General features: G+C 67.9%; 15 protein-coding genes. 8 read left to right on the plus strand and 7 right to left on the minus strand.

The annotated features are described in order from the left end of the window. Positions 1-114: 114 nt before the first annotated feature. From ABD481_RS16090 to ABD481_RS16105, 4 genes are all read left to right on the plus strand, one after another. Positions 115-801 carry a TetR/AcrR family transcriptional regulator gene (locus ABD481_RS16090; RefSeq protein WP_344666481.1) on the plus strand — a complete coding sequence of 229 codons (687 nt, stop codon included), beginning with the start codon at positions 115-117 and terminating at the stop codon, positions 799-801. Between the two features lie 109 nt (positions 802-910). After that, positions 911-1,663, plus strand: coding sequence for an SDR family oxidoreductase (locus ABD481_RS16095; RefSeq protein WP_344666466.1), 753 nt, complete (start codon positions 911-913; stop codon positions 1,661-1,663). Between the two features lie 81 nt (positions 1,664-1,744). Then, on the plus strand, positions 1,745-3,400 hold the full coding sequence (locus tag ABD481_RS16100) for an FAD-binding oxidoreductase (RefSeq protein ID WP_344666467.1): 1,656 nt from the start codon (positions 1,745-1,747) through the stop codon (positions 3,398-3,400). A 650-nt stretch (positions 3,401-4,050) separates the two neighbouring features. Further along, positions 4,051-4,401: a hypothetical protein gene (locus tag ABD481_RS16105; protein WP_344666468.1), complete on the plus strand. Its 351-nt coding sequence runs from the start codon at positions 4,051-4,053 to the stop codon at positions 4,399-4,401. A 512-nt stretch (positions 4,402-4,913) separates the two neighbouring features. Here the strand turns inward: ABD481_RS16105 and ABD481_RS16110 are convergent. Both ABD481_RS16110 and ABD481_RS16115 read right to left on the minus strand, forming a co-directional pair. Then, entirely contained in the window at positions 4,914-5,825 is a 912-nt protein-coding gene (locus ABD481_RS16110; RefSeq protein WP_344666469.1) for a helix-turn-helix domain-containing protein, read from the minus strand. Positions 5,826-5,853: 28 nt separating this feature from the next. Next, positions 5,854-6,762, minus strand: coding sequence for a LysR family transcriptional regulator (locus tag ABD481_RS16115; RefSeq protein WP_344666470.1), 909 nt, complete (start codon positions 6,760-6,762; stop codon positions 5,854-5,856). A 175-nt stretch (positions 6,763-6,937) separates the two neighbouring features. Between ABD481_RS16115 and nadC the strand changes: the two genes are divergently transcribed. Then, positions 6,938-7,897, plus strand: coding sequence for a carboxylating nicotinate-nucleotide diphosphorylase (gene nadC, locus ABD481_RS16120; protein ID WP_344666471.1), 960 nt, complete (start codon positions 6,938-6,940; stop codon positions 7,895-7,897). 52 nt (positions 7,898-7,949) lie between these two features. After that, positions 7,950-8,243, plus strand: coding sequence for a DUF1330 domain-containing protein (locus ABD481_RS16125; protein WP_344666472.1), 294 nt, complete (start codon positions 7,950-7,952; stop codon positions 8,241-8,243). Between the two features lie 334 nt (positions 8,244-8,577). Here ABD481_RS16125 and ABD481_RS16130 read toward each other — a convergent pair whose 3' ends face one another. Together ABD481_RS16130 and ABD481_RS16135 are read right to left on the minus strand one after the other, a co-directional pair. Then, positions 8,578-9,399 (minus strand): DUF4232 domain-containing protein, encoded by an 822-nt coding sequence (locus ABD481_RS16130; RefSeq protein WP_344666473.1) that lies wholly within the window; start codon positions 9,397-9,399, stop codon positions 8,578-8,580. Beyond that, positions 9,392-9,913, minus strand: a complete 522-nt coding sequence (locus ABD481_RS16135; RefSeq protein WP_344666474.1) for an RNA polymerase sigma factor — start codon at positions 9,911-9,913, stop codon at positions 9,392-9,394. The genes ABD481_RS16130 and ABD481_RS16135 overlap by 8 nt, the downstream gene beginning before the upstream one ends. A 320-nt stretch (positions 9,914-10,233) precedes the next feature. On the opposite strand from ABD481_RS16135, the gene ABD481_RS16140 reads away from it, so the two are divergent. Then, complete coding sequence (locus tag ABD481_RS16140) at positions 10,234-11,391, plus strand: inorganic phosphate transporter (protein WP_344666475.1); 1,158 nt, start codon at positions 10,234-10,236, stop codon at positions 11,389-11,391. Positions 11,392-11,414: 23 nt separating this feature from the next. Then, positions 11,415-11,663, plus strand: coding sequence for a hypothetical protein (locus ABD481_RS16145; protein ID WP_344666476.1), 249 nt, complete (start codon positions 11,415-11,417; stop codon positions 11,661-11,663). 50 nt (positions 11,664-11,713) lie between these two features. Here ABD481_RS16145 and ABD481_RS16150 read toward each other — a convergent pair whose 3' ends face one another. From ABD481_RS16150 to ABD481_RS16160, 3 genes are all read right to left on the minus strand, one after another. Continuing rightward, positions 11,714-12,256 (minus strand): GNAT family N-acetyltransferase, encoded by a 543-nt coding sequence (locus ABD481_RS16150; RefSeq protein ID WP_344666477.1) that lies wholly within the window; start codon positions 12,254-12,256, stop codon positions 11,714-11,716. Between the two features lie 257 nt (positions 12,257-12,513). Then, positions 12,514-14,229 carry a hypothetical protein gene (locus tag ABD481_RS16155; protein WP_344666478.1) on the minus strand — a complete coding sequence of 572 codons (1,716 nt, stop codon included), beginning with the start codon at positions 14,227-14,229 and terminating at the stop codon, positions 12,514-12,516. 253 nt (positions 14,230-14,482) lie between these two features. Further along, the coding region (locus tag ABD481_RS16160) for an ATP-binding cassette domain-containing protein (protein ID WP_486323364.1) at positions 14,483-14,922 on the minus strand (440 nt) is incomplete at its 5' end.

Consider the following 14,922-nt stretch of genomic DNA (forward strand, 5'->3'; position numbering starts at 1 on the left):
TACAGTGGCACCGTGGAGACCCGGACGCAGGCCCAGACGGCGCAGAGTCAGACGCAGAGCCAGACGCGGACGCAGAGTCAGACGCAGAGCCAGACCCAGAACAGGCGAGCCCGTCTGCGAGCGCAGACCGCGCAGGAGATCAAGACGATCGCCCTGGACCTGATGGCCGCGGGCGGACCGGACGCGATCTCGCTGCGCGCCATCGCCCGCGAGATGGGGATGACCGCCAACGCCATCTACGGCTACTACGCCACCCGCGACGAGCTGGTCACGACCCTGATCGCCGACCTGTACACGGCCTTCGTGGAGTCCGCCGAGGCCGCCCGCGACCAACTGCCCCCGCAGGACGCGGCGGGCCGGCTTCTGGCGTGGGCCACCGCCTTCCGGCAGTGGGCCCTGGCCAACCCGGCAGGCTTCCGCCTCGTCTACGGCGACCCGGTGCCCGGATACCAGGCTCCGCCCGAAGGCGCCGCGGCGGAGGCCGAGCGCCGCGCCTGTACCGGCCTCACCGGCCTGGTCGCCGGCGCCTGGCCGGACGCCGAGCCGCTCCAGTCCCACGGTACGTATCAGTGGTCGGATTTCGACCCTGGCCTGGTCGCCACCGTGCACGAGCGTTTCCCCGACCTGCCGCCCGACGCCGTCGCGCTGGCCCTGCGGGTCTGGGGCCGCCTGCACGGGCTGGTCTCCCTGGAGGTCTATGGCCACTTGCACACCCAGACCGCGAACCCCGGGAAGGTCTACCGGACCGAGATCCACGACCTGATCCGCTCGCTCGGCCTGACCCCGCCCGACGGGTCCTGACACATCGCTGAATGCAGTGCCTTGTGACGCCTGCGGCATAGGGTCGTTCAGCGTTGCAGGCGAGTCGCCGAGCGATATGACATCCCGCTACCGTCATGTGGAGGCCGAAGTGGTTGACGGACTCATCGGCAAGGTCTGCGTCGTCAACGGAGCGGCCAGCCTGATCGGTCAGGCGGTCGCCGACCGGTTCACCCGCGAGGGCGCCGTGGTGGTCGGCGTCGATCTGGTCGAGCACTCCGTCGGCGTGCACAGCCTGCAAGCCGATCTGTCCGACGAGGGCCTGGTCGAGGAGACGTATCGGCGGATCGTGCGTGACCACGGCCGGCTCGATGTCATCTACAACAACATGGGGCTGATGGGCTCCGGCGACCGCTCCGTGCTCGACATGAGCCTTCAGACCTGGCGTGACGCCATGGACGCGAACCTCACCAGCGTCTTCCTGTCCTGCAAGCACGGCATCCCGCACCTGCTGAACACCGAGCCGTCCGGCGGCAGCGTCATCAACGCCGCTTCGTTCCTCGCCGCGATGGGCTCCGCCACCGCGCCGATGGCCTACACGGCCGCGAAGGCCGCTGTCGTGCAGCTGACCCGCGACCTCGGCGTCCACCTTGCCCGTACTGGCGTGCGGGTCAATGCGGTCCTGTTCGGACCTGTCGAGACCCCGGCGCAGCGCGCGATTCTCGAACGGGATCCGAGCGTGCTGGCCAAGCGGCTCGTGCACTGGCCGATGGGTCGCTTCGGGACGCTGGAGGAGGCGGCGGGAACGATCGCCTTCCTCGCCGGCGCCGACTCCGGATTCATCACCGGTGCCGCCATCCCGCTTGACGGTGGGATCACCGAAGCCTTCACCGTGCCTGAATAGGCCCGTCTCGGGCGTGTCAAGATCGTTCCGGCGGCTCCGGTCGGTACCCTCGATCCGAATCCATGCATTGACACTTCTGGCATGAGCGGAGCTGCTGTGCTCGACCGGCGTGACGTGTTGAAGATCGGTGCTGCCGGCTCGCTGGCGATGACCGCTGTGGGAGTGGCGCGGCCGGCCCGGGCTGCGGCGTCGGTGGTGTCCCCGGACGTGTCGTCGGCTGTGTCGCCAGCCGTGTCGTCGGCCGCGTTGCCGGACGTGTCCCCGGCCGACTGGCAGGCCCTGGCCAGGGCGCTGTCGCCCACGGCTTCCCTCTACCGGCCCGCGGACCCCGCCTACGACACCCTGTCGGTCCCGTTCAACCGCCGCTATCGGCCGGTCCGCCCGGCGGGGATCGTCACCTGCGTCACGACCGCGGACGTGGTCGCGGCCGTCCAGTGGGCGCGCGCCGTCGGGCTGCCGGCGGTCCCGCGCTCGGGCCTCGGGCACAACTACGCCGGGTACTCGACCACCACGGGCCTGCTGCTGAACATGAGCCGCATGAAACTCATCGCACCGGTGACCGGGCGGCCGACCCGCACTCGGCAGTACGGCCCGATCCAGGTGGCGCACAACGCGGGCACCGTGACCGTCGGAGCCGGTGTGACCAACGGCGACGTGCACCCGTTGCTGGAGGACAAAGGCATGTTCGTGCCGACCGGACGGTGCCCGTCGGTCGGCGTCGCGGGCCTGGTGCTCGGCGGCGGGATCGGGTTCAGCGACAAGATGTTCGGCTTGACGTGCGACCGGCTGCTGTCCACCACCGTGGTGCTGGCCGACGGCAGCGTGGTGCGAGCGAGTCAGGACTCGAATCAGGACCTGTTCTGGGCGGTGCGCGGCGGAGCGGGCAACAACTTCGGCGTGCACACCTCGTTCACGTTCGGATACGACCAGTTCGCCGGCGACGTCGCGTTCTACGACTTCAAGTGGAGCATCGACAGCGTGCTGCCGGTCATGGCCGCGATGCAGGCGATCGCGGCACAGACGCTGCACGACAAGCGCTTCCACTGCCGCCTCGGAATCGGCACCCACGGCCAGGACCGGCGATCCATCAGGGACAACGCGAACGTCAACGTCATCGGCCAGCACTACGGCACGGTCACCGAACTGCTGGGCATCCTCGCACCATTGCTGGCGATCGGCACCGACCAAGAACGCGTGAACAACCTGCACTCGGTACGCGAGGTCACCCCCGGCAAGGCGAGCGACCTGCTGTCCGCCACCACCCCGGTTGACTGCTTCGCCGCCAAGTCGGCGATCCTGACGCCTGACGCACCGTTGGACGAACCGCGGGTCAAGGCTGCGGCAGACCTGTTGACCGCGTGGCCGGGCAGCGCGAACAGCGACGGCGCCGGCTTCGCCATGTTCGGAATGGGAGGCCGCGTCAACGAGATCGCCCCGGACGCGACCGCGTTCGTACACCGCGACGCGGCCTTCATCCTCGCCGCCGAGACCACATGGGCCGAACACGACCCGAGCAGCGTCGTCGAGGCGAACCTGGCCTGGCTCGACGAGTTCTACGACGCGATCTTCCCGTCGGGTCCGCCACAGCGTTCCTACCAGAACTTCCCCGACCCGACCTTGGACGATTGGCGGGCGGCGTACTACGGACCGAACTACGACCGGCTTGTCACAGTGAAGCAGCACTATGACCCGGACAAGTTCTTCACCTACCCGCAGGCCATCGGCAGCAGCGGCTGAACCGATCGAGAGTTCGCGGGCGAGGGCGAGTCTTGCGTCGAGCGGCCAGCGTGTGGGCGGTCGGCCCATTGGTAGTGGTAGATCGGCGCCGGTTCGTCGAGGCGGTGCGGCGCAGCCAGCTTCGGCGAGATGACGCTCATGCCGCCGAAGATGTCCGCCCGTCTGTATTCAGCCAATGTCCTGCGATTGCCTTTACAGAAAATCGGGGGAGGAGAAAACTCAGGGTTCGGAGTCGGCATTCGGTCGATCCATGTCCCTCGGGGGGAACCGTGAAATCGTTATCTCGTCCTGCTCGATTGGGTGCCGCGTTCGCGCTGATGCTGGGTGGCGTCGGTACCACCGCTCTGACCTCGTCCGGGGCGGCCAACGCCGATGCGCCGTGCATTAACCACAGCAATTATGGTGCTATCCCCGGCCAATCAGTCTGGGGCTCGGGCGCTGTAGTGTGCCTCGGCTACCAGATAGGCATACCGGTCCAGGTTTTCCAGGACGGCACCCAGGTGGCGTCGGGACGGGGACTCGCCACATACATCTGCCAGGGCACCACAGTGCGGCATTACGGAATCAGCTACAACTACGGCCAGACGATGCTCTACAGCTTCGACGCCGCCTGCGGCTGACAGTCTCCAGCAGACTCCAGGGTGGAAAACATGAAATCGTTCTCCCGTCCCGCCCGACTGGGCGCCGCGCTCGCGCTGATGCTTGGTGGCGTCGCCACCACCGCCCTGACCTCGTCCGGGACAGCCAACGCCGGCTCTCCGGGCTGCGACCCGCCTCGCACCAACCTCACCGTCACGCCCGGCCAATCGATCTGGGCCTCGGACAGCATCTTCTGCGTGGCCTGGTACATCCCGGTACCGGTCTCCATCTACCAAGACAACACCCTCGTAGCGAGCGGCACCGGGCGCGCCGACTACTTCTGCCAAGGCACCACGGTCCGGCACTACAGAGTCGAATACACCTTCGCGAACCCGACCAGCTTCGACGCCGCCTGCGGTTGAGCTACAGAGCGTCGGCCCTGGCCCCCGGCCTCGGCCCCGACCCGCCAGACCCGTCCGGCTCGATTGCCGGGGTGGTCGGCGAGTCGGGGTTGACTGGTGAAGCCGCCCGTCCTGGAGCATGGCGGCGGCTATGTCTTCTGGGCGCCGGGGACCAAGGGCCGCTGCCCGGCAGGGGTGCGCGGGACGAAGATGATCGCGAAGGCGGATTGCAGGCCCCGACGCGACGATTTGCTGTGGTTGACGGACGCCCCCGGCTGGCCGCTCTCGCCGATCACGGGTCCTGAGCGTTAACGATCCCTCACCGGCGAGAGTGACGACTGGTATCAGTGAACCGGCGACCGGCGCGTACCTTCATGACCCTCTTCCTGACGTATTGCCGGGCCCACTTCGTGCAGTGCAGTGCAGTGCAGTGCAGTGCAGTGTGGCCAGCACCTTGGCGACGGTTGGAGCGCGGGTGTGCCGTGGTCTGGCCGTTGGCCCCTGGCCGCTGCCCGCCAGCCCCTGCCCGCAGTTCAACCGTGATCACGAAGCGCTGCCAGAAGCCAGGTGAACACCGGTACAGCCGGCTCGCTCGGGATCCGGTCATTCAGTAGGTCGATGAGCTGCCAGTACCGTTCGATGCGGGTATCAGTGATCTGCTCCAGCCAGCCACACAGGTCGGCCTTCTCTTCGGGTGTGCAGTCGAGGGGAAGGATACGGCTGAGGATGGTCTTGGCGCGCGGACCGTCCGGGGGCACGTTGTCCCGCACTGCGGCGCCGGCATGTTCGAGTACGCGGGGGCGCAGGTCGAGTCCGAACTCGACTTTCGAGTTGTGCTGGTCGGCCAGCACCATCTCACGCAGTGCGGTGCGAAAACCTTCGTCGGCCACCAGTTCGCCGAGTTCGATCCACGCCTGGATCTGCTCCGGCGTGGGGTCGGCCGGCAATTCGGCGGGCATCTCGCGCATCCACTCGGCGATGATCTGACTCTCGTCGGACACCCGTGCTCCGGCGAAGACCTCCTCGACGAACTCGTCGATGATCTTCTGGCGTTCCTGGGCGGTGTTCTTGGCCAGCTTGTGCATCTGCGGCATCTTCCCTGTGTCGACGTACCTCGCCATCGCCCCGATGATCGATCTGCGTAGCTTCAGCAGGCGGATCTCGGCATCGAGGGCCTTGGTGTGGGCGCCGAGGGCTTCGGCCAGGGTCGTCTGCCCGTTCACGATCTGCTCGACGGCGGCCAGTCCGATCCCGAGGTCACGCAGAGTGCTGATCAACTCCAGCCGGGCGAGCGCGTTCTGGTCGTAGAGGCGGTAGCCGCCGGTCGAGCGGTCCGACGGCGGGAGCACGCCGGAATCCGACCAGAACCTGACCGTCCTGGCCGGCACGCCGGTGAGTGCGGCCAGCCGGCCGACCGTGAGGAGTCCGTCGTCGTCCACGCCCATGAGCCTGCACCTTCCACCGACTGGAACCTCAAATCCTCCCATCGCGCACACCGTCGTCGGACGACCACCGGGTCCCCAGGTGGGCGAGGAGCCCCGCCGACGGGCCGTCGTCGAGCGTGGCGAGGATGAAGCGTTCGCGCGGCGGGTCGGACGCGAGCGGCCGCCAAGCCATCCCCGCGCCCGCTGTGGTGCCGTTTCCGGCTCGCAGGGTGACCAGGTTCTGGCTGTTCCGCAGGTGATGGCGGTACAGGGCTTGACTGCGCGCGTCGATGATGTGCAGGCGTGGCGACCAGCCGTGGCCGGCGAGGTGGGCCAGGACGTAGTCGGCGAAGCGCGGGTTGCGCCGGGCGGGGAACCACAGGAGCTCTTGGCCTGCGAGGTCGGCCCAGGTCAGGACCGCGTGATCGGCCAACGGGTGGTCGGACCGGAGGACGACGCCCAGCGGCTCGTCAGCCAGGGTCAGCGTGGCCAGGCCCTCGACGGCGTGGAAGACCCGCATCACCCCGAAGGCCAGGGCGCCGGTCCGCAGCAGGTCGAGTTGCTCCTGGGAGTCGGCCCCGGCGAACTCGACGTCCAGGGACCCGTCGTCGTCGAAGATCCGCTCGACCCGCGTCAGCAGGTGCTCCGGGGCGGAGCCGCAGACCCCCACCTGGACCGAGCGGCGCGCGTCGCGCGCCTGCACCAGCGACGACTCGATCTCGGCCAGGGCACGGCAGGCGCTCGCGTACAGGATCCGGCCGCCCTCGGTCAGCTCCATCCCCGTGGGCCTGCGATGGAACAGCGGCGCCCCGACCCGCCGCTCCAGGGCGCTGATCTGTTGGCTCAGGCTGGGCTGCGCGATCCGCAGCACGCGCGCGGCCTCCGTCATCGTGCCCTCCTCGGCGACGGTGACGAAGTAGCGGAGGTGACGAAGTTCGACGCCCTGGTGGTCGTGCATGTCCGCTCCTAGCTCTCGCGATAGGTCCGAGCCTATGGGGTGGCCTCGTGGGGCTATTGGCGCGGACCGGATCGCGGAGGCTTTGCTGGGAGCCGAACGATCGATCCGGTCCTGTTGAACGGAGCAACACGTCATGGACGATCCCGCTTCCCGAGCCGGCACCGAGGAGCCAGCCATGAAGATCGCAGAATTCCCCGTGTCGGCGGCGCGAGCCAGTGTGGCCGCCGCCTTGACGGAGGACATGGCCGCCGACGACATCACCACCTTGTGGAGCGTCCCGGCCGATCTGATCGCCACCGCCGAGGTAAGCACCCGCCAGCCCGGTGTCGTCGCCGGCCTGCCCGTGGTCCCCGAAGTCTTCGCCCGGACCGACCCGCAGGTCCAGGTCGAATCCCTGGTCGCGGACGGCGCACGGGTGCAGGCCGGGGACGTCCTGGTACGGCTGACGGGCCCGGCTCGCAGCCTGATCACCGCCGAGCGCACGGTGCTGAACTTCCTCCAGCGCTTGTGCGGCATCGCCACTTTCACCGACCGCTTCGTCCAAGCCGTGGCCGGGACCCCGGCACGGATCCTGGACACCCGCAAGACCGCCCCCGGGCTGCGAGCCCTGGACAAGTACGCCGTCACCGTGGGCGGCGGCAGCAACCACCGCCTCAGCCTGGCGGCGATGGTCCTGCTGAAGGAGAACCACATCGCCGCGGCGGGTGGGGTGACCGCGGCGATCGAGGCGGTCCGCAAGGGGATGGCCGAGTCCGGGACGCGTGTGCCGATCGAGGTCGAAGTGCAGACCGTCGCAGAGGCGTGGGAAGCCTTGGAGGCCCTGGAACCTCTGGAGGCCCCAGTGGCCCTGGAGACCCTGAAGACCCTGAATGCCCTGGAAACGGGCGTCGGCTGGCTCTTGCTCGACAACATGGAACCGGCCGACATCGAGGAGGTGGTACGGGTGAGAGCAGGCCGTCCCGGAGGCGCCGAGATCCTCCTGGAGGCCTCCGGCAACGTCACCCTGGACCGGGTCCGCACCATCGCCGACACCGGCGTCGACCTGATCTCGATCGGTGCCCTGACACACAGCGCGCCCGCACTCGACCTGACGATGCTGATCGCGCTGGACGAGGACCGTCCCCGCCTGCGCTAAATCAATCCATTGATAACTTTCGAACGCGATCTTCCGAACACTGGAGGTTTCCATGGCCAAGGGCTACTGGGTTAGTGTCTACCGCACCATTTCAGACCCCGAAAAGCTGGCCGCCTACGACAACCTGGCCCGACCGGCGGTCCAGGCCGGAGGCGGACGGGTCCTCTCCCGCGGCGTCCGGGTCGTCGCGCACGACGCCGGAATCGCCGAGCGCACCATCCTGATCGAGTTCGACAGCTTCGACCAGGCCGTCGCGGCCCGCGAAAGCGACGCCTACCAGGAAGCGCTGATCGCGCTCTCCGACAGCGTCGAGCGCGACTTCCGCATCATTGAGGGCCTCGACTGACCGGGCCGCCCCTGGACCGCCCCTACTCGGGCCGCGTTAGAGATGCCTGATGCTGTCACCTCTTGCGTTGGAGAGAATATCGGCGCGATTCCCGCAGCGCGGTTTGACACTACTGCGGCTGGGCCTCTGCGTTCATGTGGATGCTCAGTCAGCTGGGTCGTGGGCCGGTTTCCCTAGAGAAGCCGGCCCCGGCCTTTGCTATGCGGCCTGCCGCAGGGCCCTGATTTCCCCCTGCTTGAGCCGGTGGCCAGCGCAACGTCGACGACTTGGCCGACCTGATCCAGCAAGCCGAAGCCCCTGCCCAGCCGCCCAGCCGCCCATCCCGCTCGTCTCGCTACCTCGATTGGCCGGTGTTGCCAGGGACGATTGGATGGACTTGCAGGTCGCTGCAGCCGCCCCCTGTCACGCTGAGATTGATGGATCGTGTTTCGTTCGGTGCCGTGATCTGTAGTGAGCTGTATGCCGCGCAGGCGCTGCCGTCAGGGATGTTGAAGTTCGACGCCTCCACGAGTGCGGACGCGGACTGTCCTGGGCTGAGGTCCACGGTTGGGAGCGGCGTGCTGTTGGCCACCAGGCCTCCCATGTAGCCGTTGGGGGTCTGTCGGGCCTGGGCCATGACGTGTTGGTGGGAGTCGAGGGCTTTGACTTCGGGGTATCCGTGCAGTCGGCAGGCTGTCGAGCCGGTGTTGAGGAAGAGGAGGGGCAGATCGCTGTGTCCCAGGCCGGCGCCGCCTTGGCCGAGTGTGATCTTCAGTTGGGTCATCTTGCAGTCTGCCAAGGATTTCGGGTCCGTGGCTGAGGTGTGTTCGCTGGCGGGAGGCTTGGAGGCGTCCGGAGTCGGCGTGGTCGTTGTGTGTTCGGCGTCGGGGCTCTGGGAGTTCTCAGGGCTAGTGGGGCTACTGGGCCGGCTGGCGCTTTGGGAGGTCGTCGGAGTCATGGTTGGCGGTACCGGGCTGTGCTGCCCAGGTCCGCTGAAGCGGAGGAGTCCGGTTCCGATGGCGGTGGCCGCGATGAGAGCCAGTCCCACGCCGGCGACGGCGTGACGCCGACGGCGTTGGTCGCCCTGTGCGCGGATGAGGCGGACCGGGGTCAGGTCCGTCTGGTCGGCGAGCTCGCGTGCTCCGCGCTGGATCGCCGTGGTGAAGTCCTCATCCATCGTTCGACACCTCCGTGGCAATGGGGCGGATTTGCGGGGCCAGGTCGGAGAGGTGGGTGGCCAGTGCTTGGCGTCCTCGCGAGAGCCGTGCCTTGACGGTGCCGGCTGCGACGCCTGTCTCGTCCGCGATCTCGTCGATCGACAGGCCGACCAGGTAGTGGAGAACGATCGCTTGGCGTTGACCGACATTGATTTTGCGCAGGGCGGCGATGATCGCGACGTAGTCCGGGCTCAATGCCGGCTCGTCGGCCGGCAAGCCGTGTCGCCGGTGCGCCCGGATTCTGTTGCTGGCCTTGCGCCATCGGCTCACCTGGATGCGGAACGCCACGGTGCGAACCCATGCCTCAGGATCCGCATAGTGGGAGATCTTGTCCCAGTGCTGCCAGGCCTTGGTGAACGCGTCTTGCACGATGTCTTCGGCTTCAGCCAGACTTCCGACCATCGCGTGGATGTGGCTCGTCACCCGTTTCGCACAGCCGTGGTAGAAGTCGTCGAAGCTACTCGGATCCCGCATCCGCCCCCCTGATCTGCTTGCCCTATAAGGGTCCGACCGACCGGCCCTGGTTATCTGTCACGCCCAACCACATGCCTCGGTTGCGGCTTGCGGGCGCGAAGTTGCGAGGAGCGTGGTGTCGGACTCGGCAGGACCACCACGGGAGTCCAGGACAGGGGATCCGGACGCCGAGGTGAGATGCCCGGTTTCGAAGACGGTAGGACGGTGTTCATCCGCGAACGCACGGCAAGACCCAGGTGACATCAGATGAACAGAACGCGGGTTTCGGATAGCGCGCCGAATATGGGTTTCCAACGGCGCCGTTCGGTTACCGGCGTCCGGTGACTGGCAACAGTGTCCTGCTCGCGCTCGTGGTGGCCACAGCGCTGGGCTTCGACTTCACCAACGGTTTCCACGACACCGGCAACGCGATGGCCACGTCCATCGCGACCGGAGCACTGCCGCCCCGGATCGCCGTCGCCGTGTCCAGCGTCCTGAACCTGGCCGGCGCGTTCTTGTCCTTCAGCGTCGCCGCGACGATCGCCAACGGGCTGGTCCAGACCCACCTGGTGACGCTCACGGTGGTGTTCGCCGGCTTGGCCGGCGGCATCCTGTGGAATCTCGCCACCTGGTACCTGGGTCTTCCCTCCAGTTCCTCGCATGCCCTGATCGGCGGGGTCGTCGGGGCGAGCCTGGCCGCGGCGGGCGGCCACGCGGTGCAGTGGCACGGCCTGACCTCCAAGGTCGTGCTGCCCGCCTTGCTGTCGCCGGTGATCGCGGGGCTGGTCGCGGTCGTGGGCACCTTCTTCGTGTACCGCATCACCCGCGGCGTGTCGGCCGACCTGCGGGGCCGCGGCTTCAGACTCGGACAGATCGGGTCCGCGTCGATGGTCTCCCTGGCGCACGGCACCAACGACGCGCAGAAGACCATGGGCATCATCACCCTGGCGCTGATCGCGAACGGCTCGCTCACGGCGCACGCGAAAGCCCCGGTATGGGTCATCGTCTCCTGCGCGTTGGCGATCAGCCTGGGCACCTACGCCGGCGGCTGGCGGGTGATCAGGACTCTGGGCAAGGGTCTGGTGGAGATCGAGGCGCCGCAGGGGATGGCCGCCGAGTCGGCCTCGGCCGCGGTGATCCTGCTGTCCAGCAGGTTCGGCTACTCGCTGTCCACGACCCACGTCGCCACCGGCTCGATCCTCGGCTCGGGCGTGGGCAAGGCCGGAGCCGCGGTCCGCTGGTCCGTCGCGGCCCGGATGGCGCTGGCCTGGGTGCTGACGCTGCCCGCCGCCGGCCTGGTCGGCGCGGCCGCCTACGCCACGGCTGACGGCATCGGCGGCACGGCCGGCATCTCCACCGTCTTCGTGGTGCTCGCCGCGAGCGTGACCGGCCTCTACCTCGCCTCGCGCCGCACCACGGTGACGGCGTCGAACGTCAACAGCCAGTGGTCGGGATCGTTGGCACCCGCGCGCACCGCGCCGGCCGGTGCGGCCCTGTGAACAGCTGAAGGGAAGCGAAGACCGTGAACTCCTGGATCAATCTGGACGCGCTGTGGAAGATCGTCGTGATCGGCCTGCTGGCCGGCGCAGGGCTGCCCGCTCTCTTCGCCCTCGGGCTGCTCGCGCTGGCCCCATCGGACGAGACGGCGGGCTCGCCAACGGCAGCCGCCCCCAGGCCGAACATGCTGGGCAAGCTGATCGCAGGGCTATGTTTCGCCGCTGTGCTCACCGCTATGGGCTGGGGTGTCTACAGCATCGTCCACAGCAGCTGACCATCAGCGATGTCGTCCCAGGGATGCCCTTGCAACAGGAATGAGACCGCCTAGGCCTGGTCAAGCACCCGTGTTAACCAGATCGAATCACCGCGCTCGGCATCCTCGTCGACGCGACCGCTCCGAACGAACTCAAGCTTCTCCAGCACACGGAACGACGCCGCATTCCACTCCCGCACGGTCGCCCACAGCCGCCGCCGGCCCGTCCGGGCCGCGGCTTCGACGACCGCACGCGCGGCCTCAGTGGCATACCCGCGACCATGAGCTCTCCGAGCGAGCTCGAACGCGATCTCGGGTTCGTCGAAAGACGCCCCGTTGACGGTCAACCCGCAGTATCCGATGAACTCTCCCGTTTCCCGCAGCTCGATCGGCAATAGGCCCAGCCCGGGCTCCGCTCCCTGGGGATTCCGGGTGATCCGCTCGCGGAGATCGTCGACCGTCGGACGCCCTTCCGCGTCGATTCGCCGCAACGCGCGCGGGTCCCGCTCAACCCACAACCCGCGGTACTGCTCAGCATCCGACGGCAGCCAGCGCCGCAATCGCAGCCGCTCAGTCGTCAACTCTGCTGGCAGATCCTCATATGTTGTCTCCACCTGGCCAACCTACTTGTTGTCCGGGACGAGCTTTGGTGGCTGAACCGCTGCCGTCGTCAAGCGTCCAGATCTACGAACCGGGTCTGGTGCGTCTGCCACGGCTCGCTAAGCCCGCCAGAACTCCGGACCGCCGAGCGCGGAGCCCGGACTGTTGATCCGCATGGTGGCTCCCTTGAGCAACTGAGACCGGCGCTGTCCGGGCCCATGGTGCCAAGACTCGGGCGGGCGCTTCCGTCACCTATTCAGGTGAGGCCGCATCAGCTGAAACTGTCGATCCAACTGCTGAGCAGTCCATGACCGCTGATCACCGCGAACAGTCCGGTAAGGGCCAGTGGCACGATCAGCCCTGCGAGCACGAGGCGGCGGTTCGGCGCCGTTGCAGTGGTCGGATTCAGTGCCGGAGCGCCCGTAGTGAATCCCTCGTTGGCCAGTACCGCGATCACTATTGCGGTTACGCAGACCAACACCACGATCAGGTTGGCGCGTACCAGCGGGCCCAGGCCGAGGCCTGCGGGGTGGATGTGGACTCGGCCGAGGGCGGAGCTGAGGAACCATAGCAGGGGAGTGGCGAGCGTCATCATCATTCCGAACAGTGCCGCTATCACAGACGCCGGCAGTAGGGCGTTGCGGGACCCTAGGCGGGTCGGGCTCACCGCGGCGAGGCTGAAGGCCAGGCCGCACAGTGTCAGGACGACCGCGGCGGCGCAGACCAGGCCGCCCCAGATTGTCGCCGAGCTGTTGGCCTGGGCGGTGGCAGTGGGCTGCGGTACCTCGCTGACCAGGCTGTGTATGACGCTGATGAGCAGGAGGGCGATTGTCGAGAAGCAGGCGAGGGGGAGCAGGAACCAGCGTATGGCCGCCAGGAGGGACCGGCCCAGGCGGAGAGCCGCTTGGGCGAGTTCGTCGGCCAGCTCGGCTGCGACTCGGCCGATGAACAGGGCGGCGAGGTAGCAGGAGCGGGCCGCGCGCAGTACGACGAGGCGGGTGTGTTCGGCCACTCGTGAGGCAGGGTCCGCGGAGGAGGTGAGCCGGGCCGCGGTGTATTCGATACGGGGCAACAAGAAGTCGGGCGTGGTGCGAGAGAAATCGGCGCTGACCGCTGTCACGCTGGAGGCCAGCAGTATGGCCCCGGCAGCCACGGCGCCGGCCGTGCCGACCACGACTCGCCAAGGCAGCAGCTCGAACCACCACGGATCGGGCCACGCCCGCTCCGGCCGGCCGAGGACCCGGGACGGCAGCGTCTGTTCCAGGTGGTTCAGGGCCCTGATGACGACCTCGACGACCGCGAGATAGGTGCTTACCGCTCCCAGCGCCGCAGAGAAGGTGGCGGGCAACCGCGTCGTCTGCCCGCCGGCGGCGATGTCGATGACGATGGCCAGGAGCGGGGTGAACGCGGCGGCGAGCAGCGCGGCCGAGGGGAGCCACGAATACCCCAGGCCGTATTGGACGTCGGCGCAGAGTACTGCCCACATTCCGAGGACGAGCGTCGCCGAGGTGAGGAAGAAGGTCGCGAAGCCGCGGTGAAAGCGCTGGCCGCGCGTGGTTCCCAGTAGCAGCGCGTACAGGAAGCCCAGACCCCACAGCACGATCGGTGTCCACTTGAAGCCGGCCTTCCTCCACAGCTCGGCGTCGCGGGCGAGCCACCAGGCAAACCAGCCGGCGGTATAGAGCAGCGTGCCGACGGCGGTGAGGCGCAGTGTCGCGCCTTTGGAGAAGGCGAGCGAGAACACGTGCAGCAGTGCGAGTACCACGAACATAAAGGCCGGCCACTGCGCACGTTCTCGGTTGACCAGGAAAAGCGCGGTCAGGAAGCAAAGCAACAGCAGCGCGATCGGCCAGCGCAGCACCCGACCGGAACGCCGGGGCACGGCGCCGAGCACGATGTAGTTGGCGCAGTCCGGGCACAACACGCCGACGGTCCAGTCCGCGTGGTCGCGCGGGCAAACCGGAGCCGCTGTCGCTGTTTGGGTCACTGGGCACCTCCGGGGCGACGGAACTCAGAATACTTATATACGATCGACCGTCGCCGATTGCCAGAGGTCGGGGAAAACCCACCTGCATTGATTTCGACGCACCCGCGTCGGCTGGCCTTGGGGTGCTTTGGCTGCCGGAGTGCGCGGTGCCTATTGCGTCCACCACCGACAAATGGTGGAGCCCCAGCCCAGGAATTCGCTGCGAATGCCCCGGTCCAGCATCGTGGACCGGGGCACCCTTTGCGCTCGGAACTCAGCCCTCCAGGCGCTCGCCGCTGGTGGTGGAGAACAGGTGGGTCTCGTGCCCGTGGGGCTTGACGTACAGCGTGTCACCCTTCAGCGGCACCGCCCGCGCGTCGACCCGGATGATCAGATCGACGTTGCGGTCTCCGACCTTGGCCGAGGTGTAGGCGAAGGCGTCGGCGCCCAGTTCCTCGACCAGGTTGACTTCCATGGAGATGGCGCCTTCGGCGTTGCCGACCAGGTCGAAGGATTCCGGCCGTACGCCCAGGGTCAGCGTCTGCGCCCCGCCGGCCACCGCCTGGTCCAGGGCCTCGCGTGCGACCGGGACGACCAGGCCGTCGAGTTGTACGCCGCCGTCGACGATCGGGACTTCGATGAGGTTCATGGCGGGGGAGCCGATGAACCCGGCGACGAATACGTTCGCGGGCTTCTCATACATTCCGCGTGGGG

Source organism: Catenulispora yoronensis (assembly GCF_039531695.1).
Classification (GTDB): domain Bacteria; phylum Actinomycetota; class Actinomycetes; order Streptomycetales; family Catenulisporaceae; genus Catenulispora; species Catenulispora yoronensis.